This window comes from Citrobacter sp. Cb041 (assembly GCF_030336655.1).
Lineage (GTDB): Bacteria > Pseudomonadota > Gammaproteobacteria > Enterobacterales > Enterobacteriaceae > Citrobacter > Citrobacter braakii.
Genome location: NZ_JAOWDD010000028.1, coordinates 444,706 through 470,982, shown reverse-complemented (window position 1 = coordinate 470,982; position 26,277 = coordinate 444,706). Strand labels below are relative to the sequence as shown.

The window sequence follows — 26,277 nt, the reverse complement described above, 5'->3', positions numbered from 1 at the left end:
TTATAAGCGACGTCAGGAGACAACTATTTGTTGCACAAAAAAGGTGTTTCAACAGGATATATGTGGATATTTGCTGCAAAAAAAAGCGGCGGAGGAATATCCCCCGCCGCTTAAGGCACTTAACTCACTTTACTCAGGAGCAGTTATTTACCTTTAATCTCATACAGTGGTGTTTGACCAGCAACCACATGACCTTCGGCTTTAATGACCAGAGCACCGAAATCATCGCTGTTGCTGCACACAACCGGGCTAATCATGGAACGTGCGTTGGCGTTCAGGAACTCCAGATCCATTTCCAGAATCGGTTGACCTGCAGTCACTTCCGCACCTTCTTCAACCAGACGCTTAAAGCCTTTACCTTCCAGCGCTACTGTATCGATACCCATGTGGACCACGATTTCCGCGCCTTTAACGGTTTCCAGACAGAACGCATGGTTAGTGTTGAAGATTTTCACGATGGTACCGGCAGCCGGAGCAACCACGATTTTATCCGTTGGCTTCACCGCCACACCGTCGCCTACAGCTTTGCTGGCGAAGGCTTCATCAGGTACCTGCTCCAGCGCAACCACGTCACCGGTAATCGGAGAAACTAAAGTTTCAACGGTTACAGCGTTCGCTACAGCTTGCGGTTTAGCAACCGGAGCCGCTGCTGCTGGCGCACTTTCACCAGACGCTGCAGCCACCGGGCCACGCGCAACTACTTTCTTCATTTCGTCGCCGATAGATTCGGCCTTCGCACCCACGATGACCTGGATAGTTTGCTTGTTCAGCTTAACCACTCCAGATGCGCCTAAACGTTTACACATCGCATCATTTACGCGACCGGAGTCGGCAACGGTCAGACGCAGACGAGTGATACAGGCATCAATCGCTTTCAGGTTATCGGTACCGCCAACTGCTGCAATGTAGTTGGTTGCCAGTTGAGCCAGACCTTCTTCAGTGTTGCTGTTCGCTTCTTCAGTAACGATATCGTCTTCTTTATCTTCACGGCCCGGCGTTTTCAGGTTAAACATACGAATAACCGCGCTGAACAACACAAAGTAAATGACGAAGAACACCAGGCCCATCACGACCAGCATCCAGACGTTCTGACTCGCCGCCGGCAGGTTGTACATCAACACGTAGTCGATAGCACCTGCGGAGAAGGAGAAGCCCGCGTGGATCCCCAGCAGTGTTGCAACGAACAGGCTGATACCCGTTAACAGTGCGTGCAGGAGGTACAGCAATGGCGCCAGGAACATGAACAGGAATTCCAGCGGCTCGGTAACACCGGTCAGGAACGCGGTGATCGCAACGGACAGCAGCATACCGCCAACCATCGGACGACGTGCTTTCGGAGCGGCGAAGTACATTGCCAGCGCCGCACCCGGCAGACCAAACATCATGATCGGGAAGAAGCCAGACATGAACATACCCGCAGTGCCGTCACCCGCGTAGAAGCGGTTGATGTCACCGTGGAATACGGTACCTGCAGCGTTAGTGAATTCACCAATCTGGAACCAGGCGATGGTGTTCAGCACCTGATGCAGACCGGTTGGGATCAGCAGACGGTTGATGAAACCAAAGATACCGGAACCCAGCGCGCCAGCGCCTACGATCCACTCACCTCCCGCATGGATGGCGTTCTGCACCGGCGGCCACACGTAGCCGAAGATAGCAGCCAGCACCAGACAGAAGAAGCCAGTGGCGATCGGCACGAAGCGTTTGCCGCCAAAGAAGCTCAGGAAGTCAGGTAGTTTGATACCAGACCAACGGTTATATACCGCACCGCCGACCAGACCAGTGATGATACCTGCCAGCACGCCCATGTTGATGGCCGGGTTAATGGTAACCATTGCTTTGGTCAATATGAAATAACCAACCGCACCCGCCAGCGCTGCAGCACCCGCGCTGTCTTTTGACCAACTGGAAGCCACACCGATAGCGAAAATTAACGCCAGGTTATCAAAGATGGCCCCACCCGCTTGCGCGATGAAGGGTACGTTAAGTAAATCTGGTTGGCCGAATCGCAGCAGCAGTGCCGCGACTGGCAGCACAGCGATGGGGAGCTGTAACGCCCTACCCAGCCGCTGGAAAAAACCTAAAATATTCATTTTATTCCCCCTACGAGACCCCGATTAGGCTTCTTTGAAGCCATATTTTTATTGTGCGACCATTCCTGACAGCAAGATTCTGGAACAACAATATTAACCATTCATCTACATTCAGAGTGTGTGAAAATTTAATTCGTATCGCAAATTAAATGCGTGTTTTTTGTGATTCCAGTCACCAAATATCGTTATTAACCCTCCCTTCCACTGGCTAACTACGAAAACTTATTTTATCATTCAAAAAATCGAAACGGATTGATCCTTACCGATGCAAAACCAGGTTACGCTTAATACTGCACAGAGACTCAATCCGCCAATTGCTTACATTTACTTTTGAGGTGAAGAATGAGACTGATCCCCCTGAATACCGCTGAACAAGTCGGCAAATGGGCTGCTCGCCATATCGTTAACCGTATTAACGCGTTCAAACCAACGGCTGATCGTCCGTTCGTTTTGGGCCTGCCGACTGGCGGTACTCCGCTGACAGCCTACAAAGCATTGGTTGAAATGCACAAAGCGGGCCAGGTAAGCTTCAAGCATGTTGTAACGTTCAATATGGACGAATATGTTGGCCTGCCGAAAGAGCATCCGGAAAGCTACCATAGCTTCATGCATCGCAACTTCTTTGATCACGTTGATATTCCAGCAGAAAACATCAACCTCCTCAATGGTAACGCACCGGATATTGATGCAGAATGCCGTCAGTATGAAGAAAAAATCCGTTCTTACGGTAAAATCCACCTGTTTATGGGCGGCGTAGGCAACGATGGTCACATCGCGTTCAACGAACCAGCCTCTTCTTTGGCTTCCCGTACCCGCATCAAAACGCTGACTCACGACACGCGTGTTGCGAACTCACGCTTCTTTGACGGCGACGTAAGCCAGGTGCCTAAATATGCGCTGACCGTTGGCGTGGGCACCCTGCTGGATGCCGAAGAAGTGATGATCCTGGTACTGGGCCACCAGAAAGCGCAGGCGCTGCAAGCCGCCGTTGAAGGCAACGTTAACCATATGTGGACCATCAGCTGTCTGCAGCTGCATCCGAAAGCCGTTGTGGTCTGCGATGAGCCTTCCACCATGGAACTGAAAGTGAAGACGCTGAAATACTTTAACGAGTTAGAAGCGGAAAATATTAAAGGTCTGTAATTGATGTCTCCGCCCTGTCGATAAGTTGCAGGGCGGCATTTTTTGAAATCGGGGGTCGGAATGTATGCTTTAACCCAGGGCCGGATTTTTACCGGTCACGAAATTCTTGATGACCATGCGATTGTTGTCGCCAATGGCCTGATTGACAGCGTTTGCCCACTGGCTGAGTTACCGTCAGGAATTGAACAGCGCTCACTGAATGGGGCCATTGTTTCCCCCGGTTTTATCGATGTACAGCTAAACGGCTGCGGCGGCGTACAATTTAACGATACGGCAGAAGCCGTGACCGTTGAAACGCTGGAAATCATGCAGAAAGCCAATGAAAAATCTGGCTGCACCAGCTACCTGCCAACGCTTATCACCACCAGCGATGACCTGATGAAACAAGGCGTTCGCGTCATGCGTGAATACCTGGCGAAACACCCGAATCAGGCACTAGGACTTCATCTGGAAGGCCCGTGGCTGAATCTGGTGAAAAAAGGCACCCATAATCCGGGATTTGTCCGTCAACCGGACGCTGCGCTGGTTGATTTCCTGTGCAATAATGCCGATGTGATCACCAAAGTAACGCTGGCGCCAGAAATGGTCCCGGTAGAGGTCATTACCAAACTGGTGAATGCGGGTATTGTGGTTTCTGCGGGTCACTCAAATGCAACGGTAAAAGAAGCAAAAATCGGGTTCCGCGCAGGCATCACCTTTGCGACGCATCTGTTCAACGCGATGCCGTACATTACCGGTCGCGAACCTGGTCTGGCGGGCGCTATTCTTGATGAAGCCGATATCTACTGCGGTATCATCGCCGATGGCCTCCACGTTGATTACGTTAACATTCGTAATGCCAAACGCCTGAAAGGCGACAAGCTGTGCCTGGTCACCGACGCAACCGCACCAGCAGGTGCAAACATTGAACAGTTCATTTTCGCTGGCAAAACAATATACTACCGTAATGGATTGTGCGTTGATGAGAACGGTACACTGAGCGGCTCATCATTAACCATGATTGAAGGCGTACGCAATCTGGTCGAACATGCGAATATCGCTCTCGACGAAGTCTTACGTATGGCAACGCTCTACCCTGCTCGCGCCATTGGCGTCGACAAACAACTCGGCAGCATCGCGCCAGGCAAAGTAGCCAACCTGACTGCGTTCACGCACGATTTTAAAATTATCAAGACCATCGTTAATGGCAACGAGGTCGTTACTGAGTAAGAGAAAGAATGACACCAGGCGGACAAGCTCAAATAGGTAATGTTGATCTCGTAAAACAGCTTAACAGCGCGGCGGTTTATCGCCTGATTGACCAGCATGGGCCAATCTCGCGAATTCAAATTGCCGAGCAAAGCCAGCTTGCCCCCGCCAGCGTAACGAAAATTACGCGTCAATTGATTGAACGCGGGCTGATCAAAGAAGTCGACCAGCAGGCCTCCACCGGGGGCCGCCGCGCTATCTCTATCGTCACCGAAACCCGCAATTTCCACGCGATTGGCGTACGCCTGGGCCGCCACGATACTACGCTCACGCTCTATGATATGAGCAGTAAAGTGGTCGCTGAAGAGCATTATCCCCTCCCGGAGCGCACCCAGGAAACGCTCGAGTATGCGCTGCTCAACACCATTGCCACCTTTATTGAGAACTGCCAGCGGAAAATCCGCGAGCTGGTTGCGATTTCCGTCATTCTGCCAGGCCTTGTTGATCCTGAAAGCGGCGTCATCCGCTATATGCCGCACATTCAGGTCGAAAACTGGGGGCTGGTCGAAGCACTCGAAAAACGCTTTAAGGTCACCTGCTTTGTCGGTCACGATATTCGCAGTCTGGCGCTGGCCGAGCACTATTTCGGGGCAAGCCAGGATTGCGAAGACTCCATTTTGGTGCGTGTTCACCGCGGAACCGGGGCGGGAATCATCTCCAATGGCCGAATTTTTATTGGTCGCAATGGCAACGTGGGTGAGATTGGCCATATTCAGGTAGAGCCGCTGGGTGAGCGCTGTCACTGCGGTAATTTCGGCTGTCTGGAAACAATTGCCGCCAATGCCTCTATTGAACACCGCGTGCAGAATTTATTGAAACAGGGTTATCCAAGCCGACTCACGCTGGATGATTGCGGCATTAAAGCCATCTGTAAGGCGGCTAATAAAGGCGATAACCTGGCATCAGAAGTCATTGAGCACGTTGGTCGTCACCTGGGTAAAACCATCGCCATCGCCATCAACCTGTTTAACCCACAAAAAATCGTCATTGCGGGCGAAATTACCGAGGCTGATAAAGTGCTGCTGCCTGCTATAGAAAGCTGTATCAACACGCAGGCGTTGAAAGCGTTTCGCCAAAATTTACCGGTGGTTCGTTCCACGCTGGATCACCGCTCAGCCATTGGCGCCTTTGCGCTGGTGAAGCGTGCGATGCTCAACGGTACATTGCTGCAACGTTTGCTGGAAAGCTAATACCAAGCTGCCTCTGCGTTAGCTGCATCTGCTCACCTCAGTCACTTACTTCAGTAAGCTTCCGGGGTTCTCAGACTTGTGCCGCCTTGATGCAACTCGAATGATTTAGTGTATTTTGTGTATAGTAATGCCTTCTTTTTTTGATGTCGGATTGTCCATGGCCATTAAGAATGTAATTTGTGATATCGACGGCGTGCTGATGCACGACAATGTTGCCGTACCGGGTGCGGCAGAATTTCTGACTGGGATCCTGGAAAAAGGCCTGCCGTTAGTTTTGCTGACTAACTATCCTTCACAGACCGGACAGGATTTGGCAAACCGCTTCGCCACCGCGGGTGTGAATGTCCCTGATAGCGTCTTTTATACTTCCGCCATGGCTACCGCTGATTTTCTTCGCCGCCAGGAAGGGAAAAAGGCTTACGTGGTAGGTGAAGGTGCGTTAATTCACGAGCTGTATAAAGCCGGGTTTACTATTACTGACGTGAACCCCGATTTTGTGATTGTTGGCGAGACGCGATCCTATAACTGGGACATGATGCATAAAGCGGCATATTTTGTGGCCAACGGCGCGCGTTTCATCGCCACAAACCCGGATACTCACGGACGCGGCTTTTATCCCGCCTGTGGTGCGCTGTGCGCCGGTATCGAAAAAATCTCTGGCCGCAAGCCGTTTTATGTGGGCAAACCCAGCCCGTGGATTATTCGCGCGGCGCTCAACAAAATGCAGGCGCATTCGGAAGAGACCGTTATCGTTGGCGACAACCTGCGTACCGATATTCTGGCGGGCTTCCAGGCGGGTCTCGAAACCATCCTGGTATTGTCTGGCGTTTCGACGCTCGACGACATTGACAGCATGCCGTTCAGACCAAGCTGGATTTACCCGTCCGTTGCGGAAATTGATGTGATTTGATGCGTAAGCCGGATAAGACGCCCCCGCGTCATATCCGGCCAGAAGAAATCCTTCCATTTAATAAAACCGCCATAAAATTATCGATTCATTAATAAACCCGTCTATTCTGTAATCTTTTTTCACCAATCCACAATGACCATTGCGTTTTTTATTTTCTGACCCGTAATTCACTTGCGCCCTCTCCAGCTTTGCGGCATTTTCTTTATCAAGCAAACATAAAAAGCATCACGCAACAGGTTAACGGAGAAGGTTATGTGTTCTATTTTTGGCGTATTCGATATTAAAACTGACGCAGTTGAACTGCGTAAAAAAGCCCTGGAATTGTCTCGTCTGATGCGCCATCGCGGCCCGGACTGGTCGGGTATTTACGCCAGTGATAACGCCATTCTGGCGCACGAACGTCTGTCCATCGTCGACGTCAACGCCGGTGCTCAGCCGCTGTACAACGTGAAGAAAACGCATATCCTGGCGGTTAACGGTGAAATTTATAACCATCAGGCGCTGCGCGCTGAATACGGCGATCGCTATCAGTTCCAGACCGGTTCCGACTGCGAAGTTATCCTTGCGCTGTATCAGGAAAAAGGCCCAGAGTTTCTGGATGACCTGCAAGGCATGTTTGCTTTTGCTCTGTACGACAGCGAGCAGGACGCTTATCTGATCGGTCGCGATCATATCGGGATCATCCCGCTGTATATGGGTTACGACGAGCACGGTAACTTCTACGTTGCGTCTGAAATGAAAGCCCTGGTTCCCGTGTGTCGCACGATCAAAGAATTCCCGGCCGGTAGCTATTTATGGAGTAAAGATGGCGAAATTCGTCAGTACTACCAGCGCGACTGGTTTGAATACGATGCGGTAAAAGACAACGTTACCGATAAAAACGAGTTGCGTCAGGCACTGGAAGATGCAGTGAAAAGCCACCTGATGTCAGATGTTCCTTATGGTGTATTGCTGTCCGGCGGTCTGGATTCATCCGTCATTTCCGCAATCACCAAAAAATACGCCGCGCGTCGTGTTGAAGATCAGGAGCGTAGCGAAGCCTGGTGGCCGCAGTTGCACTCCTTCGCCGTAGGCCTGGAAGGCGCTCCGGACCTGAAAGCCGCGCAAGAGGTGGCGAACCATCTGGGTACTGTGCACCATGAGATCCACTTCACCGTGCAGGAAGGTTTGGATGCTATCCGCGACGTGATTTATCACATCGAAACTTACGATGTTACGACGATTCGCGCCTCGACCCCGATGTACTTAATGTCGCGTAAAATTAAAGCGATGGGCATTAAAATGGTGCTGTCGGGCGAAGGTTCTGACGAAGTATTTGGCGGCTATCTCTATTTCCACAAAGCACCAGATGCAAAAGAGCTGCACGAAGAGACCGTGCGTAAGCTGCAGGCGCTGCATATGTTCGACTGTGCCCGTGCCAACAAAGCTATGTCGGCCTGGGGAGTGGAAGCTCGCGTGCCCTTCCTGGATAAGAAATTCCTTGATGTGGCGATGCGCATCAACCCGCAGGACAAAATGTGCGGCAACGGCAAAATGGAAAAACATGTTCTGCGTGAATGTTTTGAATCCTACCTGCCAGCAAGCGTTGCATGGCGCCAGAAAGAGCAGTTCTCCGATGGTGTCGGTTACAGCTGGATTGATACCCTGAAAGAGGTGGCCGCTGAGCAAGTTTCTGACCAACAACTGGAAACCGCCAGCTTCCGTTTCCCTTACAATACGCCATCTTCTAAAGAAGCGTATTTGTACCGTGAGATTTTCGAAGAGCTGTTCCCGGTTGCGAGCGCTGCGGAATGTGTGCCTGGCGGGCCGTCTGTTGCCTGTTCTTCTGCCAAAGCAATCGAATGGGATGAGGCGTTTAAAACCATGAACGATCCTTCTGGTCGTGCGGTTGGCGTACATCAGTCCGCTTATAAATAAGTTAATCCTTAGAAAAGGGCCCTGCGGGGCTCTTTTTTATGTCTATTTTCTGTGCAAAAAAACAATTAATAACTAATAATTGCCGAATATTGCGTCATGCTGTTCGCAACCTAACCAAACAGTCACATTCCAGCTATTTTCAATGAAAAAGGGGTTGACGCTTCAAGGCTCAATACGCATAATGCGCCCCGCAACGCCGATAAGGTTACGCGAAAAAAAGATGGCTACGTAGCTCAGCTGGTTAGAGCACATCACTCATAATGATGGGGTCACAGGTTCGAATCCCGTCGTAGCCACCATCTTTTTTGCGGGAGTGGCGAAATTGGTAGACGCACCAGATTTAGGTTCTGGCGCCGCAAGGTGTGCGAGTTCAAGTCTCGCCTCCCGCACCATTCACCCGTAAGCGTTGCACGGATGGGGTATCGCCAAGCGGTAAGGCACCGGTTTTTGATACCGGCATTCCCTGGTTCGAATCCAGGTACCCCAGCCATTTTTTCTTCGATGTAGCGGTTCACCGCAACGGTCATTGGGGTATCGCCAAGCGGTAAGGCACCGGTTTTTGATACCGGCATTCCCTGGTTCGAATCCAGGTACCCCAGCCATCGAAGAATATGATAATATCTGGCTACGTAGCTCAGCTGGTTAGAGCACATCACTCATAATGATGGGGTCACAGGTTCGAATCCCGTCGTAGCCACCATATTAAGGACGTATCGACTCGTTCGGTAAATCCAAAAAATTGTTGGGGTATCGCCAAGCGGTAAGGCTCTGGTTTCTGATACCAGCATTCCGAGGTTCGAATCCTCGTACCCCAGCCAATTTCAAAAAGCCGTCCATTCTGTGGATGCACCCGTTGGGGTATCGCCAAGCGGTAAGGCTCTGGTTTCTGATACCAGCATTCCGAGGTTCGAATCCTCGTACCCCAGCCATATTAAAAAAGCTCGCTTCGGCGAGCTTTTTGCTTTCCTGCATTTATTACCTGATGGCGTTATGCTTACCAGGCCTACAACGTTCTCTGTAGGCCTGCCTGAATTACAATCCTAACGCGTACTTGAGTGCCTGGCGTTTCAACATACCGGCGCGCTCTGCGGCCATTAGCCCAAGATTACGCATGATACGCAGCGGCTGTAGGTTGTTGCTAAATCCTGCGTAGAACAGATCCATGCCGCTTTGCATGATGAAATTGTCAGTCATGCGACGGTTCTGATAGCGCTTCAGCACCGGCTGACTTGCCCAGGACTCACCGTAGCTGCGCGCATTCACCAGCACGTCAATCAGCGCATCCACATCACGGAACCCCAAATTAACGCCCTGCCCCGCCAGCGGATGAATGGTATGCGCGGCGTCCCCCACCAGCGCCAGTCCTGGCTGCACATATTGCAGCGCGTGACGGCGCGTTAGCGGGAATGCCCCCGCTGCCACAGGCGTAACGTTACCGAGTCGCGATGGGAAATGTTTGGCGATCTCCGCCTGCAGTTGCGACATATTCAAACCTTGCAACTGACGGATACGCGCCGGTGAGTCGTACCACACCAGCGAGGCCCAGTTATCAAACAGCGGTAAAAATGCGCGCGGACCGTCAGGGGTGAATTGCTGCCAGGTGCTGTCTCCCGGCGAATTCTCGCATTGTACGGTTATCAACATACAGGACTGCGCATACTGCCAGGCATGGATACCAATCCCGGCCATTTTCCGCACCTGAGAATTTGCGCCATCGGCGCCGATGACCAGCTTCGCGCTGATTTTTTCGCCACCAGCCAGCTCAAGCTCATGCCGATCGTTATGTTGATGCAGAGAGAGCAGCGACGCAGGCACGCGCAGCGTGACTTTGGGGTGAACGTCCAGAGCCTGCCAGAGCGCCTGTTGCAGGACCGTGTTTTCCACCATATAGCCCAGCAAGGGCAGCTTAAGCTCGGCGGCATCAAACATCACATGGGCATTTTCCCATTCCCACGTTTCCAGACGACGGTAAGGATGGCTGCGCATCCCCTGAACCGTATCCCAGACGCCCAGCCCTTTCAGTAACGACACGGAGGCGGAGCTGATGGCCGAAATTCTGACATCAGGCTGTCCGTCAGCCACAAACGGCGCGGGAACGGCATGCTCAATGACCGTTACCGTAAATCCATGCTGCGCCAGTCCTAGCGCCAGCGCGCCGCCGACCATCCCCCCGCCGACAATGGCAATTTCCGTTGGTTGATTTGTCATGGTCAATTATCCTGTTACATGTATTGTGTAAGTTTACAGGATTTTTTACCCCTTGAGGCTGACATCCGTCATACTGGTCACAACCGCGCCAAAGCAGTACACTATGCGCCCTGCATTTCAGCCACAATTTCGCAAGAGCAAGTCGATGACCAAAAAACTCCATATTAAAACCTGGGGCTGTCAGATGAACGAATACGATTCATCGAAGATGGCCGATCTGCTGGATGCCACCCATGGGTATCAACTGACCGACGTGGCCGAAGAAGCGGATGTGCTGCTGCTGAATACCTGCTCTATCCGTGAGAAGGCTCAGGAAAAAGTCTTCCATCAGTTGGGCCGCTGGAAGCTGTTAAAAGAGAAAAACCCCAAGCTGATCATCGGTGTCGGTGGCTGTGTTGCGTCTCAGGAAGGCGACCATATTCGCCAACGCGCGCACTATGTCGATATTATTTTTGGGCCGCAAACCCTGCATCGTCTGCCGGAAATGATTAACAAAGTGCGTGGAAGTACCACCCGTAGCCCGGTGGTTGATATCAGTTTCCCGGAGATCGAAAAATTCGACCGCCTACCGGAACCGCGTGCTGAAGGTCCAAGCGCTTTCGTGTCAATCATGGAAGGTTGTAATAAATATTGTACTTACTGCGTGGTGCCATACACCCGCGGTGAGGAAGTGAGCCGTCCGGCGGACGATATCCTGTTTGAAATCGCTCAGCTTGCGGCGCAAGGCGTGCGTGAAGTGAACCTGCTGGGACAAAACGTGAACGCCTGGCGCGGTGAAAACTACGACGGCACGATCGGATCTTTTGCCGATCTGCTGCGGCTGGTCGCGGCGATCGATGGCATTGACCGTATCCGCTTCACCACCAGCCATCCGATCGAATTCACCGATGATATCATTGAAGTGTATCGTGACACGCCAGAACTGGTGAGCTTCCTGCACCTGCCGGTACAGAGCGGTTCAGATCGCGTACTGAACCTGATGGGACGCACCCATACCGCGCTGGAATATAAAGCGATCATCCGCAAACTGCGTGCAGCGCGTCCGGATATCCAGATTAGCTCCGACTTCATCGTTGGCTTCCCAGGCGAAACCACGCAGGATTTCGAGCAGACCATGAAGTTGATTGCAGACGTCAATTTTGACATGAGCTACAGCTTTATCTTCTCTGCGCGTCCAGGCACCCCTGCCGCCGATATGGTTGACGACGTGCCGGAAGAAGAGAAAAAACAGCGCCTGTATATTCTGCAGGAGCGTATTAACCAGCAAGCCATGGCCTGGAGCCGTCGCATGGTCGGCACGACCCAGCGCATTCTGGTTGAAGGCACATCGCGTAAAAGCATCATGGAACTGTCTGGCCGTACCGAAAATAACCGAGTGGTGAACTTTGAAGGCAACCCGGAGATGGTCGGTAAGTTCGTGGATGTAGAAATTACCGATGTCTGGACGAACTCCCTGCGCGGTAAAGTGGTGCGCACCGAAGACGAAATGGGTCTGCGCATCGCTGAATCCCCTGAGTCAGTTATTGCGCGTACCCGCAAAGAAAACGATCTGGGCGTCGGTATTTATCAGCCTTAATCTTCAATGCCCGATGGCGCTACGCTTATCGGGCTTACTCTTCTGGGCTCGCTGCCCCGGCGGGCCTTGTAATCTACCTCATCATCCCCATATTTATCGCAATGCTTGCGCCTTTCCCCCATGGCGTGAATAATTTCCTTAGATGCCGGTAAATGTTCAGCGTCCGGCAAGACATGCAAAAGAGGAACAGTTTGAACATAGACACTCGTGAAATCACCCTTGAACCCGCAGACAATGCCCGCCTGTTGAGCCTTTGCGGCCCATTTGATGACAACATCAAGCAGCTGGAACGTCGCCTCGGCATCGAAATTAACCGCCGTGATAACCACTTTAAGCTGACCGGTCGCCCAATTTGCGTCACCGCGGCGGCAGATATTTTACGTAGCCTGTACGTCGATACTGCCCCAATGCGGGGTCAGACGCAGGACATTGAGCCTGAACAAATTCATCTGGCAATTAAAGAAGCGCGAGTGCTTGAGCAAAGCGCAGACAGCGTGCCGGAATTTGGCAAAGCGGTGAACATCAAAACCAAGCGCGGGGTAATTAAGCCGCGTACGCCGAACCAGGCACAATACATTGCGAATATCCTCGACCACGACATCACCTTTGGCGTTGGCCCTGCGGGTACGGGTAAAACGTATCTTGCGGTTGCCGCTGCGGTCGATGCGCTTGAGCGTCAGGAGATCCGTCGAATCCTGCTGACCCGTCCGGCAGTGGAAGCGGGCGAAAAACTCGGCTTCCTGCCGGGTGACCTCAGCCAGAAAGTCGATCCCTACTTACGACCGCTGTATGACGCACTGTTCGAAATGCTCGGGTTTGAGAAGGTCGAAAAGCTGATTGAGCGTAACGTCATTGAAGTTGCGCCGCTGGCCTACATGCGCGGTCGTACGTTAAACGATGCGTTCATCATTCTTGATGAGAGCCAGAACACCACCATCGAACAGATGAAAATGTTCCTGACCCGTATCGGCTTTAACTCTAAAGCGGTTATCACCGGCGATATCACCCAGATTGACCTGCCGCGAAGCACCAAATCCGGTCTGCGTCATGCCATTGAAGTACTGGCTGAAGTCGACGAAATTAGTTTTAATTTCTTCCATAGCGAAGACGTGGTTCGCCACCCGGTGGTCGCCCGTATCGTCACGGCGTATGAAGCCTGGGAAGAAGCAGAACAGAAACGCAAAGCCGAGCTGGCTGCAGAACGCAAGCGCGAAGCTCAGGAGCAGGAACAAAAATGAGTCAGGTTATTCTCGATTTACAGCTGGCATGTGAAGACGAATCCGGTTTACCAACAGAAAGTCAGTTTCAGGGTTGGCTGGATGCGGTGATCCCCCAGTTTCAGGAAGAGTCTGAAGTTACCATTCGTCTGGTCGATGACGCGGAAAGCCACGAGCTGAACCTGACCTATCGCGGGAAAGATAAATCAACCAACGTACTCTCTTTCCCGTTTGAAGCCCCGCCGGGCATTGAAATGCCGCTGCTGGGCGATTTGATCATCTGCCGTCAGGTAGTCGAGAAAGAAGCGCAGGAACAAGGCAAACCGCTTGAGGCCCACTGGGCGCACATGGTGGTGCACGGTAGCCTGCATTTACTCGGTTACGACCACATCGAAGACGATGAAGCGGAAGAGATGGAATCCCTCGAAACAGAGATTATGCTTGCTCTGGGCTATGAGGATCCGTACATTGCCGAGAAAGAATAAGCATTTCGAAATCTTGTAAGCCTGATAAGGCGCAGCCGCCATCAGGTATTGCGCCTTATCCGGCTTACCTGGTTTGAAGTACGATGAAGAGACATGCCGTCAACAGCTGAATATACGCATGACGAGCTTTGTATTAACTAACATGAGAACCCATACGACGCCATGAGCGACGACAATTCACACAGTAGTGACACCTTAAACAGCAAAAAGGGATTTTTCTCCCTGTTACTGAGCCAACTTTTCCACGGTGAACCAAAAAACCGCGACGAACTGTTGGAGCTGATCCGTGATTCCGGGCAAAACGACCTTATCGATGAAGATACGCGCGATATGCTCGAAGGGGTGATGGATATTGCGGACCAACGCGTGCGCGACATCATGATCCCTCGCTCTCAGATGATTACCCTGAAACGCAACCAGACCCTAGACGAATGTCTCGATGTCATTATCGAGTCTGCCCACTCGCGTTTCCCGGTGATCAGCGAAGACAAAGATCACATTGAAGGGATTCTGATGGCCAAAGATCTGCTGCCGTTTATGCGCAGCGATGCCGAAGCCTTCAGCATGGAGAAAGTGTTACGCCAGGCGGTTGTCGTACCTGAAAGCAAGCGAGTTGACCGCATGCTGAAAGAGTTCCGCTCCCAGCGTTATCATATGGCTATCGTCATCGACGAATTCGGCGGTGTCTCAGGTCTGGTGACCATTGAGGACATCCTTGAACTGATCGTGGGTGAAATTGAAGATGAGTACGACGAAGAAGACGATATCGATTTCCGTCAGCTCAGTCGCCACACCTGGACCATTCGCGCTCTGGCGCCGATCGAAGACTTCAACGACGCTTTCGGTACCCATTTTAGCGACGAAGAAGTAGATACCATCGGCGGGCTGGTCATGCAGGCCTTTGGTCATCTACCCGCGCGCGGGGAGACTATCGACATTGATGGTTACCAGTTCAAAGTGGCAATGGCCGACAGCCGTCGTATTATTCAGGTTCATGTCAGAATTCCGGACGACTCACCCCAGCCCAAACTGGACGAATAAACCCGAAACTGGATCTAAGACTACATGGCATTTGCCCCATTAATTGAACGCCAGCGCATTCGCCTGCTGCTGGCGTTATTATTCGGTGCCTGCGGGACGCTGGCTTTCTCTCCGTATGACATCTGGCCCGCTGCGATCGTTTCGCTGTTGGGCCTGCAGGCTCTTACCTTCAATCGCCGCCCGCTCCAGTCTGCCGCAATCGGCTACTTCTGGGGATTGGGGCTGTTTGGCTCCGGCATCAACTGGGTTTACGTCAGCATCGCGCAGTTTGGCGGTATGCCGGGTCCCATTAATGTGTTCCTCGTGGTTCTGCTTGCCGCATACCTTTCCCTCTACACCGGCCTGTTTGCCGGCGTGTTGGCGCGTCTGTGGCCGAAAACCACCTGGATACGCGTGGCGATTGCCGCGCCGGTCGTCTGGCAAATAACCGAATTCCTGCGCGGCTGGGTACTGACCGGCTTTCCGTGGCTACAGTTCGGCTACAGTCAGATCGACGGTCCGTTAAAAGGGCTGGCTCCGGTAATGGGCGTTGAGGCGATTAACTTCCTGCTGATGGTGGTTAGCGGCCTGCTGGCGCTGGCGCTGGTGACGCGTAACTGGAAGCCGCTGATTGCCGCGCTAGTGCTCTTTGCTCTGCCCTTTCCGCTGCGCTATATCCAGTGGTACACGCTTGAGCCGGAAAAAACCACTCAGGTCTCGATGGTGCAGGGTGACATTCCGCAGTCGCTCAAATGGGATGAAGGTCAGTTACTCAACACCCTGAAGATTTATCTCGACGCCACCCAGCCTGAGATGGGCAAATCACAGCTGATCATCTGGCCAGAATCCGCTATCCCGGACCTGGAAATTAATCAGCAGCGTTTCCTGGGCATGATGGATGACCTGCTGAGATCGAAAAACAGCACGCTGATTACCGGTATCGTTGACGCGCGTCTGAACAAGCAGAATCGTTACGACACCTACAACACCATCATCACGCTGGGTAAAGACAGCCCGTACAGTTACGACTCCAGCAACCGCTACAACAAAAACCATCTGGTACCGTTTGGCGAGTTCGTCCCGCTGGAATCGATCCTGCGCCCGTTAGCGCCGTTCTTTGACCTGCCAATGTCGTCTTTCAGCCGTGGGCCTTATGTGCAGCCACAGCTGCATGCGCACGGCTTTAAGCTGACGGCTGCCATCTGCTATGAAATCATTCTTGGCGAACAGGTACGGGATAATTTCCGCCCGGATACGGACTACCTGCTGACGATTTCCAACGATGCCTGGTTTGGTAAATCCATCGGCCCGTGGCAGCACTTCCAGATGGCGCGTATGCGTTCCCTCGAGCTGGCGCGCCCTCTGCTGCGTAGCACCAACAACGGTATTACGGCGGTGATTGGTCCACAGGGTGAGATTCAGGCGATGATCCCGCAGTTTACCCGCCAGGTCCTGACCACCAGCGTGACGCCAACAACGGGCTTAACCCCTTATGCCCGTACCGGTAACTGGCCGCTCTGGCTGCTGACCGCGCTGTTTGGCTTTGGTGCGGTGGTAATGAGCCTGCGCCAGCGTCGTAAGTAACCTTCCTTTCCTGGCCGGATAACGTTTCGCTTATCCGGCCCACAAAACATTTCCCGCTCCCCATTCTGGCACGTCTATTGCTTTGTTCTACAAGACAAATGCAGTTTTGGCTGAATGTGCAACCTGGTCGCACCAACGTTGAGCGCCGGTAGCACCTGAAAAGTGCAACAAGATATTTTTGCCCCCAAATGGTGCGGCGCACCTCGCAAAAATAAACAATAAAACAGCAAATTCTTTACATTCATCCAAACTAAATGTTAACAAACATATACAAGACTGCACGTTTTAGTAGCAAACAATAACAACATCACAATGGGTATCAATGCGTCCCTGGCGCAGACGATAAAGGAGTTGGATATGCAATTACGTAAGCTCGCCACAGCCATGCTGGTCATGGGAATGTCCGCCGGTCTGGCGCACGCAGAAGACGCAGCACCAGCGGCAGGCAGCACGCTGGACAAGATCGCCAAAAACGGCGTGATTGTGGTCGGCCACCGTGAATCATCGGTACCGTTTTCTTACTACGATAATCAACAAAAAGTGGTCGGTTATTCACAGGATTACTCCAACGCGATCGTTGAAGCCGTGAAGAAAAAGCTGAACAAGCCTGACCTGCAGGTGAAACTGATCCCGATTACTTCACAAAACCGTATCCCGCTGCTGCAAAACGGCACCTTCGACTTTGAATGTGGCTCCACCACCAACAACGTCGAGCGCCAAAAACAAGCGGCTTTCTCTGACACCATTTTCGTTGTCGGTACTCGTCTGCTGGCGAAAAAAGGCGGCGACGTCAAAGATTTCGCCGATCTGAAAGGTAAAGCCGTAGTCGTGACTTCGGGTACCACCTCAGAGGTGCTGCTGCACAAGCTGAATGAAGAGCAAAAAATGGATATGCGCATCATCAGCGCGAAAGACCACGGTGACTCTTTCCGTACTCTGGAAAGCGGCCGCGCCGTTGCCTTTATGATGGATGACGCCCTGCTGGCTGGCGAGCGCGCGAAGGCGAAGAAACCAGACAACTGGGAGATCGTCGGCAAGCCGCAGTCTCAGGAAGCTTACGGCTGCATGCTGCGTAAAGATGACCCTCAGTTCAAAAAGCTGATGGATGACACTATCGCCAAGGCGCAGACCTCAGGCGAAGCTGAGAAATGGTTTGATAAGTGGTTTAAAAATCCAATTCCACCGAAGAACCTGAACATGAATTTCGAACTGTCAGACGAGATGAAAGCCCTGTTCAAAGAACCGAATGATAAAGCGCTTAACTAATTAATTAGAAGAGTACACAAAACCTTTCAAGTTATATCGAGGCGGCAACTGAGCGAATTCCCGGGCGCTTACATGAGTAAGTAACCGGGATGAATAAAGGCAGCCAACAACGAGATATCTTGAAGGATGAAGTGTAATCAGGGAGGCTTCCCCTCCCTCTCGATTGCTACTCAGCACGGACAGACTATAAGCCTGATGGTCGTTCCCCATCAGGCCTGAAAACCGCAAAACGCTGAATAACAATCTTCGGGGGTAGCGCTGCTACCCTTTTTTTTCTGGAGTAGATTTATGTCTATAGACTGGAACTGGGGTATTTTTTTACAACAAGCCCCGTTCGGCAACACCACCTATCTCGGCTGGCTCTGGAGTGGTTTCCAGGTCACTGTCGCGTTATCTATCACCGCCTGGGTTATCGCTTTCCTCATCGGCTCTTTATTCGGCATCTTACGTACCGTACCAAATCGTTTCCTTTCCGGGATCGGCACGCTGTACGTCGAGCTGTTTCGTAACGTTCCGCTCATCGTCCAGTTTTTTACCTGGTATCTGGTCATTCCTGAACTGCTGCCGGAAAACATCGGGATGTGGTTTAAGTCTGAACTGGATCCCAACATTCAGTTCTTCCTCTCATCCATGCTTTGTCTGGGGCTGTTTACCGCTGCGCGCGTCTGCGAACAGGTTCGTGCCGCTATTCAGTCTCTGCCTCGCGGGCAGAAAAATGCCGCGCTGGCGATGGGGCTGACGTTGCCGCAGGCCTACCGCTATGTTCTGCTGCCAAACGCTTACCGCGTGATTGTTCCGCCAATGACCTCAGAGATGATGAACCTGGTAAAGAACTCCGCGATCGCCTCCACTATCGGCCTGGTCGATATGGCTGCGCAAGCGGGAAAACTACTGGATTACTCCGCCCACGCATGGGAATCGTTTACGGCCATCACTCTGGCCTACGTACTGATTAACGCCGTCATCATGCTGGTGATGAATCTCGTCGAACGCAAAATCCGCCTGCCTGGCAATTTGGGAGGCAAATAATGTACGAATTTGACTGGAGTTCTATCGTCCCTTCCCTGCCGTATCTGCTGGATGGGCTGATCATCACGCTGAAAATCACCGTCACGGCAGTCGTCATTGGTATCGTATGGGGGACCATCCTTGCGGTAATGCGTCTGTCCAGCTTCGCGCCAATTGCCTGGTTTGCGAAGGGCTACGTCAACGTATTCCGCTCCATTCCGCTGGTGATGGTGCTGCTGTGGTTCTACCTGATTGTGCCCGGCTTCCTGCAAAACGTGCTGGGTCTGTCGCCAAAAACCGATATTCGCCTGATCTCAGCGATGGTCGCATTTTCGATGTTTGAAGCCGCGTACTATTCCGAGATTATCCGCGCCGGTATCCAGAGTATTTCTCGCGGGCAGTCCAGTGCCGCGCTGGCGCTGGGGATGACCCATTGGCAGTCGATGAAGCTCATCATTCTGCCGCAGGCATTTCGCGCGATGGTGCCGCTGCTGCTTACCCAAGGCATCGTACTCTTCCAGGATACCTCGCTGGTCTATGTATTGAGTCTGGCAGACTTCTTCCGTACCGCCTCCACCATTGGCGAGCGTGACGGCACGCAGGTTGAAATGATCCTGTTCGCTGGCGCCGTTTATTTTGTATTCAGTCTGAGCGCATCGTTGTTGGTCAGCTATTTGAAGAAAAGGACAGTTTAATGATTACCCTGAAAAATGTTTCTAAATGGTATGGTCACTTTCAGGTGCTGACCGACTGCTCCACGGAAGTGAAAAAAGGTGAAGTGGTGGTGGTCTGCGGCCCGTCAGGTTCAGGTAAATCAACGCTTATCAAAACGGTGAACGGGCTGGAGCCGGTACAACAGGGCGTCATCACCGTTGATGGTACCGTGGTGAATGATAAAAAGACCGATTTGGCCAAACTGCGCTCCCGCGTTGGCATGGTGTTCCAGCACTTTGAACTGTTCCCGCATCTGTCGATTATTGAGAACCTGACTCTGGCGCAGGTAAAAGTGCTTAAACGCGATAAAAAGCCGGCCCGCGATAAAGCGCAAAAGTTACTGGAACGCGTTGGTCTGTCAGCGCATGCCGAGAAGTTTCCAGCTCAGCTCTCCGGGGGCCAGCAACAGCGTGTCGCCATCGCTCGGGCGCTGTGCATGGATCCTATCGCTATGCTGTTTGACGAACCGACGTCAGCGCTCGACCCAGAAATGATCAACGAAGTACTGGACGTCATGGTTGAACTGGCCAATGAAGGGATGACCATGATGGTGGTTACCCACGAAATGGGCTTTGCGCGTAAAGTGGCTAACCGGGTGATCTTCATGGATGAAGGGAAGATTGTTGAAGACTCACCGAAAGAAGAGTTCTTCGCTAATCCAAAATCAGACCGTGCCAAAGACTTCCTCGCGAAAATCCTGCACTAATCTTGCTGGCGCGCACCTCCATGTGCGCGCCACCTCACGATTTATCTCTTCACTTCTCGAAACAGGCACAGCCCAGCGTTAACCTTGTCACAAAGTCCCACTTACAAGGAGCAACAATGGCACTTCCTATCCTGTTTGATTGCGATCCAGGTCATGACGACGCTATCGCAATTGTTCTCGCCCTCGCTTCACCTGAACTGGATGTAAAAGCGATAACCTCCTCTGCCGGTAACCAGACCCCCGACAAAACGCTGCGGAACGTATTGCGTATGTTAACGTTGCTCAACCGTACGGATATCCCAGTGGCCGGTGGCGCAGTCAAACCGCTGATGCGCGACCTGATAATTGCCGATAACGTCCACGGTGAGAGCGGGCTTGATGGCCCGGCGCTGCCTGAACCCGCTTTTGCTCCACAGGACTGCACCGCTGTGGAATTGATGGCGAAAACCCTGCGTAACAGTCAGGAACCGGTGACGATTGTCTCCACCGGGCCGCAAACTAACGTGGCATTGCTACTGAATAGCCATCCTGAACTGCACCCCAAAATTGCCCGTATCGTGATCATGGGTGGTGCAATGGGCCTCGGAAACTGGACGCCCGCCGCTGAGTTCAACATCTTCGTGGATCCAGAAGCCGCTGAGATCGTGTTCCAGTCGGGCATTCCGGTGGTGATGGCTGGACTGGATGTCACGCATAAAGCGCAAATACATCGTGAAGATACCGAACGGTTCCGCGCTATCGGCAATCCCATTTCGACAATCGTTGCTGAGCTACTCGACTTCTTCTTTGAATATCACAAAGATGAAAAATGGGGATTTATTGGCGCGCCGCTGCACGATCCATGCACCATTGCTTGGCTGCTGAAACCTGAACTGTTTACCACCGTTGAACGCTGGGTTGGTGTGGAAACTCAGGGCAAATACACCCAGGGAATGACCGTGGTTGACTACTACTTCCTGAGCGGCAATAAGCCCAATGCCACCGTAATGGTGGACGTGGATCGCCAGGGGTTTGTCGATCTGCTAGCGGAGCGTTTGAAATTTTACGCCTGATATTTATCATTGAGTAAGATCGCTATGTTGAATCATAGCGATTTTACTGTTAGCTAATAGCGAACGTGAATACTGCGTTACTTCATTAATTTGTCAGGTAATACTGAATAAATCCCCCAGCAGATTAATGTATCATGCAACATCCGGCACAACAAATCAGAGGAACATTGAATGAATGCTTCAGATTATCTCAGGGTAAGGTTTCAGAATAACAGGCAGTTATCCATATATATTGATAATGGATTCACAAATACGATACAGGCCGCAAAAGGTATCGCCTCTGATATTTATTCAGGAATAGAAAGAGCTAGCTGGTATTCGAGCTGTTTAATCCCCAGATATAATGATGTATGTCAGGAATTGAAATCTGAAGAGATAAGGACTGTTTATTCCATCATGTCTATATTCAGATACCGTGATGTTATTACATATATGCTGTATTTATATTTCCTGACCGTGAGCAAAGATGTTAAAGAAGGTAACAAAGAAGGATCTGCCCAAAAGATGGTTCGCAACGCAGCAAACCTTACTGCTCGTATAACAGTGGCAAGTGGTACACGGTTTGCTGTTGCCTCAGCTATGGCGGAAGCTATTGCACAGTCAGATTTTCTGTCAAAAGCCGTTGCGCAAAAACTGGCTGGTAAAATGCCAGTTGGCGTTTATCTTCTGCAGGTCTATGGGTTTCAGCAAAAAGCAGCTATGGCAGCCCGGGCACTGAAAGCAATAGATCCAAGTTATTATTGGATTCTTTACCAAGCAAAGCTGGAGATGCTCTATTACTTCGTTGAGCCAGCTCTTTCAGAAATAATTCAGAAAGTTCATGCTGGTATCTATTCTAACCTCGATCAGCTTGCCGACGAAATCATGGAAAGATTCGATGTTTAAGAGTCTAATATCAGTTGTACTCTATAATCTTGTACTCCCAGCAATCTTGATTTTTTTTGCCGTACTCTGGTTATATTTATTTCCTGAACACTGGTGGGAGCTAATGCTAATCAGTATTATTGCTATTTTTTGGTTTTATCCGTTCATTACAGAAAAATTCGAAAAATTCAAATAACCCAATATTATATATTTATTAAGCCAATACATAAAAGGAATTTATAATGTCTAATCCAGCTTATCTTTGGTTAGTTGATGCTAATGGTTCCCCGCTTGTAGGTTCGTCTCTGGTCTCTGATCGAGTAGGTGCTATAGAAATAAAATCCCTTACCCATAATGTAAATATTCCAACAGATGGTAATACAGGGCGGCTAACAGGTACGCGCATTCATGCTCCAATCCAATTTCAGAAAGAATTTGATCGTGTAACTCCCCTGCTATATAAGGCTCAAAGCGAAGGAGCGACACTTAAATGCGCAACGATAAAAATGTACACGCTCACCGAAGCTGGAATGGAAAAGGAGTATTTTAATATCATTCTAAACAATGTAAAAATCACATCCATTACCGCAGATCTTTATCCTGGAGCTTCAACCGGGACACATCTTGAAACCATTCTGCTACGCTATGAAAGCATCACATGGAAGCATTGCGATGGAAATATCATCTATACAGATGCCTGGAATCAACGCGTTGTGGCGTAACACATTCGCAATCCCTCACAGAGCCGCGTTAGCGGCTCTCAGGTGAAAATCACGGCTCAAACGGTCGACGCTGGAACTGATCGTGTCCGCATTTCGGGCATAGCGGCAGCACATCAGGAGTGTACACCGCCAAATGGAAGTGGCACTTCTCGCAGACCAGATTGCCCAACCCGACCACCTCGCCGCTGTGATAAACCCCGTGATGGCTGAGGTCCTGGAACACTTCGCGCCATTCGAGCTGCGTTTTATCGGTAATATCGGCCAGTTCCTGCCAGATACTCTCTTTGATAACCCGCATAAAGACGCTGTCGGTCTCCTCATCGAGGCTTTCTTCATAGCTCAGAGCAAACTCTTCCAGGTCGCGTCTGACGGCCCGGGTGAGCTCTTCCACCTCGGTGCGCGTTAACTCCCCGGTCTGCATAACGCGCTGACGCGCCTGTTCCACCAACGCATCAATATCGCGTTCGCCATTACGCAGGCGTTCACTCAGTGAAGCCACCAGTTCACGGTAATATTGAGCAACCTTGTTCATCGCTTCGCCTCCTGGGTCGTTAACTGTCTATAATAATAGACGTTATTTACGCTACGCTTTGCAAGACTGTCCACAGAGTGTGTAAATTCGTGCAAGAATTATCCTTACGGGAATTCAACGTTGAATGCGCGAAAGGCTGTTTTGGCGCGGGCGTTTGGGCTATGCTATGCGGATCTAAAACACCACATCTAGAGCTACGTTTGTAGCTGTATTGAAAACAGGACCACTGGCTGCCATGCAAGAGCAATACCGCCCGGAAGAGATAGAATCCAAAGTACAGCTTCACTGGGATGAGAAGCGCACATTTGAAGTTACCGAAGACGAGAGCAAAGAGAAGTATTACTGCCTGTCTATGCTTCCCTATCCTTCTGGTCGACTACACATGGGCCACGTACGTAACTACACCATCGGTGACGTGATCGCTCGCTATCAGCGTATGCTGGGCAAAAACGTACTTCAACCAATTGGCTGGGATGCGTTCGGCCTGCCTGCCGAAGGCGCTGCGGTTAAAAACAACACCGCCCCGGCACCGTGGACGTATGACAACATTGCATACATGAAAAACCAGCTCAAAATGCTGGGTTTCGGTTACGACTGGAGCCGTGAGCTGGCAACCTGCACCCCGGAATACTACCGCTGGGAACAGAAGTTCTTCACCGAGCTGTACAAAAAAGGCCTGGTGTACAAGAAAACGTCCGCGGTCAACTGGTGTCCGAACGACCAGACCGTACTGGCGAACGAACAGGTTATCGACGGCTGCTGCTGGCGTTGCGATACCAAAGTTGAGCGTAAAGAGATCCCGCAGTGGTTCATCAAAATCACCGCTTACGCTGACGAACTGCTGCGCGACCTGGATAATCTGGATCACTGGCCTGACACCGTGAAAACGATGCAGCGCAACTGGATTGGCCGCTCTGAAGGCGTGGAAATCACCTTCGATGTGAACGATTACGACAACACGCTGACCGTCTACACCACACGCCCGGACACCTTTATGGGTGCGACCTACCTGGCGGTTGCTGCAGGTCATCCGCTGGCGCAGAAAGCCGCTGAAAATAACCCAGAATTGGCTGCCTTCATTGACGAATGCCGCAACACCAAGGTTGCTGAAGCCGAAATGGCGACCATGGAGAAGAAAGGCGTCGACACTGGTTTCAAAGCCGTTCACCCGCTGACTGGCGAAGAGATCCCGGTTTGGGCAGCAAACTTCGTGCTGATGGAATACGGTACAGGCGCAGTTATGGCCGTTCCGGGTCACGATCAGCGCGATTACGAATTTGCGACCAAATATGGCCTGACCATCAAGCCGGTAATTCTGACCGCTGAAGGCGCAGAGCCGGATCTGTCTGAACAAGCGCTGACCGAAAAAGGCGTGCTGTTTAACTCCGGTGAGTTTGACGGCCTCGACTTCGAAGCGGCCTTCAACGCCATTGCTGACAAGCTGGTAGCTAAAGGCGTGGGTGAGCGTAAAGTTAACTATCGTCTGCGTGACTGGGGTGTTTCCCGTCAGCGTTACTGGGGCGCGCCGATTCCGATGGTGACGCTGGAAGACGGTACCGTCCTGCCGACGCCAGAAGACCAACTGCCGGTTATTCTGCCGGAAGACGTAGTCATGGACGGCATTACCAGCCCAATCAAAGCCGATCCGGAGTGGGCGAAAACCACCGTTAACGGTATGCCTGCGCTGCGTGAAACTGACACCTTCGATACCTTTATGGAGTCGTCCTGGTACTACGCGCGCTACACCTGCCCGCAGTATCAGGAAGGTATGCTGGATTCCGACGCGGCGAACTACTGGCTGCCGGTTGATATCTACATTGGCGGTATTGAACATGCCATCATGCACCTGCTCTACTTCCGCTTCTTCCACAAACTGATGCGCGACGCAGGCATGGTCAACTCTGATGAACCGGCTAAACAGCTGCTGTGTCAGGGGATGGTTCTGGCCGATGCGTTCTACTACGTTGGCGCAAACGGCGAACGTAACTGGGTTTCTCCGGTTGATGCCATCGTTGAGCGTGACGAAAAAGGTCGTATCGTTAAGGCTAAGGACGCAGAAGGCCATGAACTGGTGTATACCGGCATGAGCAAGATGTCCAAGTCGAAAAATAACGGTATCGACCCGCAGGTCATGGTTGAACGCTACGGCGCCGACACCGTACGTCTGTTCATGATGTTCGCTTCTCCGGCTGATATGACGCTGGAATGGCAGGAATCCGGCGTTGAAGGGGCGAACCGCTTCCTGAAACGTGTCTGGAAACTGGTTTACGAACATACGTCCCAGGGAGATGTTGCTGCCCTGAACGTTGATGTGTTGAGCGAAGATCAAAAAGCGCTGCGTCGCGACGTGCATAAAACCATTGCTAAAGTCACCGATGATATCGGTCGTCGTCAGACCTTTAACACCGCGATTGCGGCGATTATGGAGCTGATGAACAAGCTGGCGAAAGCACCGCAGGCAGACGAGCAGGACAGAGCCCTGATGCAGGAAGCATTGCTGGCTGTTGTACGCATGCTCAACCCGTTCACCCCACACGTTTGCTTCACCCTGTGGCAGGCGCTGAAAGGCGAAGGCGATATCGACAACGCGCCGTGGCCGGTGGCGGACGAAGCAGCAATGGTTGAAGACTCAACGCTGGTTGTGGTTCAGGTAAACGGCAAAGTACGTGGCAAAATCACCGTTCCGGTAAACGCCACTGAAGAGCAGGTTCGTGAACGTGCTGGCCAGGAGCATCTGGTGGCAAAATATCTTGATGGCGTTACCGTACGTAAAGTGATTTATGTACCGGGTAAACTCCTCAATCTGGTCGTTGGCTAAGCGC

At 51.7% G+C, this 26,277-nt stretch carries 21 protein-coding genes and 7 tRNA genes; 25 read left to right on the top strand and 3 right to left on the bottom strand.

What is annotated here, in order from left to right:
* Window positions 1-143 precede the first annotated feature (143 nt).
* The gene (nagE, locus tag OGV52_RS04745; protein ID WP_016152249.1) at window positions 144-2,093 is read right to left on the bottom strand and encodes a PTS N-acetyl glucosamine transporter subunit IIABC; all 1,950 of its coding nucleotides are present in this window, start codon (window positions 2,091-2,093) and stop codon (window positions 144-146) included.
* Window positions 2,094-2,435: 342 nt separating this feature from the next.
* On the opposite strand from nagE, the gene nagB reads away from it, so the two are divergent.
* The 12 genes from nagB to OGV52_RS04685 all read left to right on the top strand — a co-directional run bounded on the left by nagB (window position 2,436) and on the right by OGV52_RS04685 (window position 9,430).
* Window positions 2,436-3,236 carry a glucosamine-6-phosphate deaminase gene (gene nagB, locus OGV52_RS04740; RefSeq protein ID WP_003022803.1) on the top strand — a complete coding sequence of 267 codons (801 nt, stop codon included), beginning with the start codon at window positions 2,436-2,438 and terminating at the stop codon, window positions 3,234-3,236.
* Between the two features lie 60 nt (window positions 3,237-3,296).
* Complete coding sequence (nagA, locus tag OGV52_RS04735; RefSeq protein ID WP_032931096.1) at window positions 3,297-4,445, top strand: N-acetylglucosamine-6-phosphate deacetylase; 1,149 nt, start codon at window positions 3,297-3,299, stop codon at window positions 4,443-4,445.
* 8 nt (window positions 4,446-4,453) lie between these two features.
* Window positions 4,454-5,674, top strand: coding sequence for a DNA-binding transcriptional regulator NagC (gene nagC, locus OGV52_RS04730; protein ID WP_287108156.1), 1,221 nt, complete (start codon window positions 4,454-4,456; stop codon window positions 5,672-5,674).
* A 157-nt stretch (window positions 5,675-5,831) separates the two neighbouring features.
* Window positions 5,832-6,584, top strand: coding sequence for a ribonucleotide monophosphatase NagD (nagD, locus tag OGV52_RS04725; protein ID WP_005121413.1), 753 nt, complete (start codon window positions 5,832-5,834; stop codon window positions 6,582-6,584).
* A 252-nt stretch (window positions 6,585-6,836) separates the two neighbouring features.
* A complete protein-coding gene (gene asnB / locus OGV52_RS04720; protein ID WP_003835552.1) occupies window positions 6,837-8,501 on the top strand; it encodes an asparagine synthase B in 1,665 nt (554 codons plus the stop codon).
* 222 nt (window positions 8,502-8,723) lie between these two features.
* Window positions 8,724-8,800 (top strand) — tRNA-Met (locus OGV52_RS04715).
* An 8-nt stretch (window positions 8,801-8,808) separates the two neighbouring features.
* Window positions 8,809-8,893: transfer RNA gene (locus tag OGV52_RS04710), tRNA-Leu, on the top strand.
* Between the two features lie 23 nt (window positions 8,894-8,916).
* Window positions 8,917-8,991 (top strand) — tRNA-Gln (locus OGV52_RS04705).
* A 37-nt stretch (window positions 8,992-9,028) separates the two neighbouring features.
* A tRNA-Gln gene (locus tag OGV52_RS04700) sits at window positions 9,029-9,103 on the top strand.
* Window positions 9,104-9,124: 21 nt separating this feature from the next.
* A tRNA-Met gene (locus OGV52_RS04695) sits at window positions 9,125-9,201 on the top strand.
* Window positions 9,202-9,244: 43 nt separating this feature from the next.
* Window positions 9,245-9,319, top strand: a tRNA-Gln gene (locus OGV52_RS04690).
* A gap of 36 nt (window positions 9,320-9,355) precedes the next feature.
* Window positions 9,356-9,430: transfer RNA gene (locus OGV52_RS04685), tRNA-Gln, on the top strand.
* 103 nt (window positions 9,431-9,533) lie between these two features.
* On the opposite strand, the gene ubiF is transcribed toward OGV52_RS04685, so the two are convergent.
* On the bottom strand, window positions 9,534-10,709 hold the full coding sequence (gene ubiF / locus OGV52_RS04680; protein ID WP_287108154.1) for a 3-demethoxyubiquinol 3-hydroxylase: 1,176 nt from the start codon (window positions 10,707-10,709) through the stop codon (window positions 9,534-9,536).
* Window positions 10,710-10,854: 145 nt separating this feature from the next.
* On the opposite strand from ubiF, the gene miaB reads away from it, so the two are divergent.
* The 12 genes from miaB to OGV52_RS04620 all read left to right on the top strand — a co-directional run bounded on the left by miaB (window position 10,855) and on the right by OGV52_RS04620 (window position 22,923).
* Complete coding sequence (miaB, locus tag OGV52_RS04675) at window positions 10,855-12,285, top strand: tRNA (N6-isopentenyl adenosine(37)-C2)-methylthiotransferase MiaB (protein ID WP_016152245.1); 1,431 nt, start codon at window positions 10,855-10,857, stop codon at window positions 12,283-12,285.
* A gap of 191 nt (window positions 12,286-12,476) precedes the next feature.
* Window positions 12,477-13,523, top strand: coding sequence for a PhoH family protein (locus OGV52_RS04670; RefSeq protein WP_019076268.1), 1,047 nt, complete (start codon window positions 12,477-12,479; stop codon window positions 13,521-13,523).
* Window positions 13,520-13,987 (top strand): rRNA maturation RNase YbeY, encoded by a 468-nt coding sequence (gene ybeY, locus OGV52_RS04665; RefSeq protein WP_003835559.1) that lies wholly within the window; start codon window positions 13,520-13,522, stop codon window positions 13,985-13,987. Before OGV52_RS04670 ends, ybeY begins: the two co-directional genes overlap by 4 nt.
* A gap of 162 nt (window positions 13,988-14,149) precedes the next feature.
* Window positions 14,150-15,028: a CNNM family magnesium/cobalt transport protein CorC gene (corC, locus tag OGV52_RS04660; protein WP_005121418.1), complete on the top strand. Its 879-nt coding sequence runs from the start codon at window positions 14,150-14,152 to the stop codon at window positions 15,026-15,028.
* A 24-nt stretch (window positions 15,029-15,052) separates the two neighbouring features.
* A complete protein-coding gene (lnt, locus tag OGV52_RS04655) occupies window positions 15,053-16,591 on the top strand; it encodes an apolipoprotein N-acyltransferase (RefSeq protein WP_137381013.1) in 1,539 nt (512 codons plus the stop codon).
* Window positions 16,592-16,948: 357 nt separating this feature from the next.
* Window positions 16,949-17,857: a glutamate/aspartate ABC transporter substrate-binding protein GltI gene (gene gltI / locus OGV52_RS04650; protein WP_016152242.1), complete on the top strand. Its 909-nt coding sequence runs from the start codon at window positions 16,949-16,951 to the stop codon at window positions 17,855-17,857.
* Between the two features lie 288 nt (window positions 17,858-18,145).
* Window positions 18,146-18,886: a glutamate/aspartate ABC transporter permease GltJ gene (gltJ, locus tag OGV52_RS04645; protein WP_016152241.1), complete on the top strand. Its 741-nt coding sequence runs from the start codon at window positions 18,146-18,148 to the stop codon at window positions 18,884-18,886.
* Window positions 18,886-19,560 (top strand): glutamate/aspartate ABC transporter permease GltK, encoded by a 675-nt coding sequence (gene gltK, locus OGV52_RS04640; protein ID WP_003022757.1) that lies wholly within the window; start codon window positions 18,886-18,888, stop codon window positions 19,558-19,560. Before gltJ ends, gltK begins: the two co-directional genes overlap by 1 nt.
* Window positions 19,560-20,285 (top strand): glutamate/aspartate ABC transporter ATP-binding protein GltL, encoded by a 726-nt coding sequence (gene gltL / locus OGV52_RS04635; RefSeq protein ID WP_003022754.1) that lies wholly within the window; start codon window positions 19,560-19,562, stop codon window positions 20,283-20,285. Before gltK ends, gltL begins: the two co-directional genes overlap by 1 nt.
* A 116-nt stretch (window positions 20,286-20,401) precedes the next feature.
* Window positions 20,402-21,337, top strand: a complete 936-nt coding sequence (gene rihA / locus OGV52_RS04630; protein WP_047501740.1) for a pyrimidine-specific ribonucleoside hydrolase RihA — start codon at window positions 20,402-20,404, stop codon at window positions 21,335-21,337.
* Window positions 21,338-21,508: 171 nt separating this feature from the next.
* Entirely contained in the window at window positions 21,509-22,222 is a 714-nt protein-coding gene (locus OGV52_RS04625; RefSeq protein WP_287108152.1) for a hypothetical protein, read from the top strand.
* A 221-nt stretch (window positions 22,223-22,443) separates the two neighbouring features.
* Complete coding sequence (locus OGV52_RS04620; RefSeq protein ID WP_181628985.1) at window positions 22,444-22,923, top strand: Hcp family type VI secretion system effector; 480 nt, start codon at window positions 22,444-22,446, stop codon at window positions 22,921-22,923.
* 49 nt (window positions 22,924-22,972) lie between these two features.
* Here OGV52_RS04620 and OGV52_RS04615 read toward each other — a convergent pair whose 3' ends face one another.
* On the bottom strand, window positions 22,973-23,455 hold the full coding sequence (locus OGV52_RS04615; protein WP_003022748.1) for a zinc ribbon-containing protein: 483 nt from the start codon (window positions 23,453-23,455) through the stop codon (window positions 22,973-22,975).
* A 235-nt stretch (window positions 23,456-23,690) separates the two neighbouring features.
* On the opposite strand from OGV52_RS04615, the gene leuS reads away from it, so the two are divergent.
* Window positions 23,691-26,273, top strand: coding sequence for a leucine--tRNA ligase (leuS, locus tag OGV52_RS04610; protein ID WP_049040670.1), 2,583 nt, complete (start codon window positions 23,691-23,693; stop codon window positions 26,271-26,273).
* Window positions 26,274-26,277: the final 4 nt, after the last annotated feature.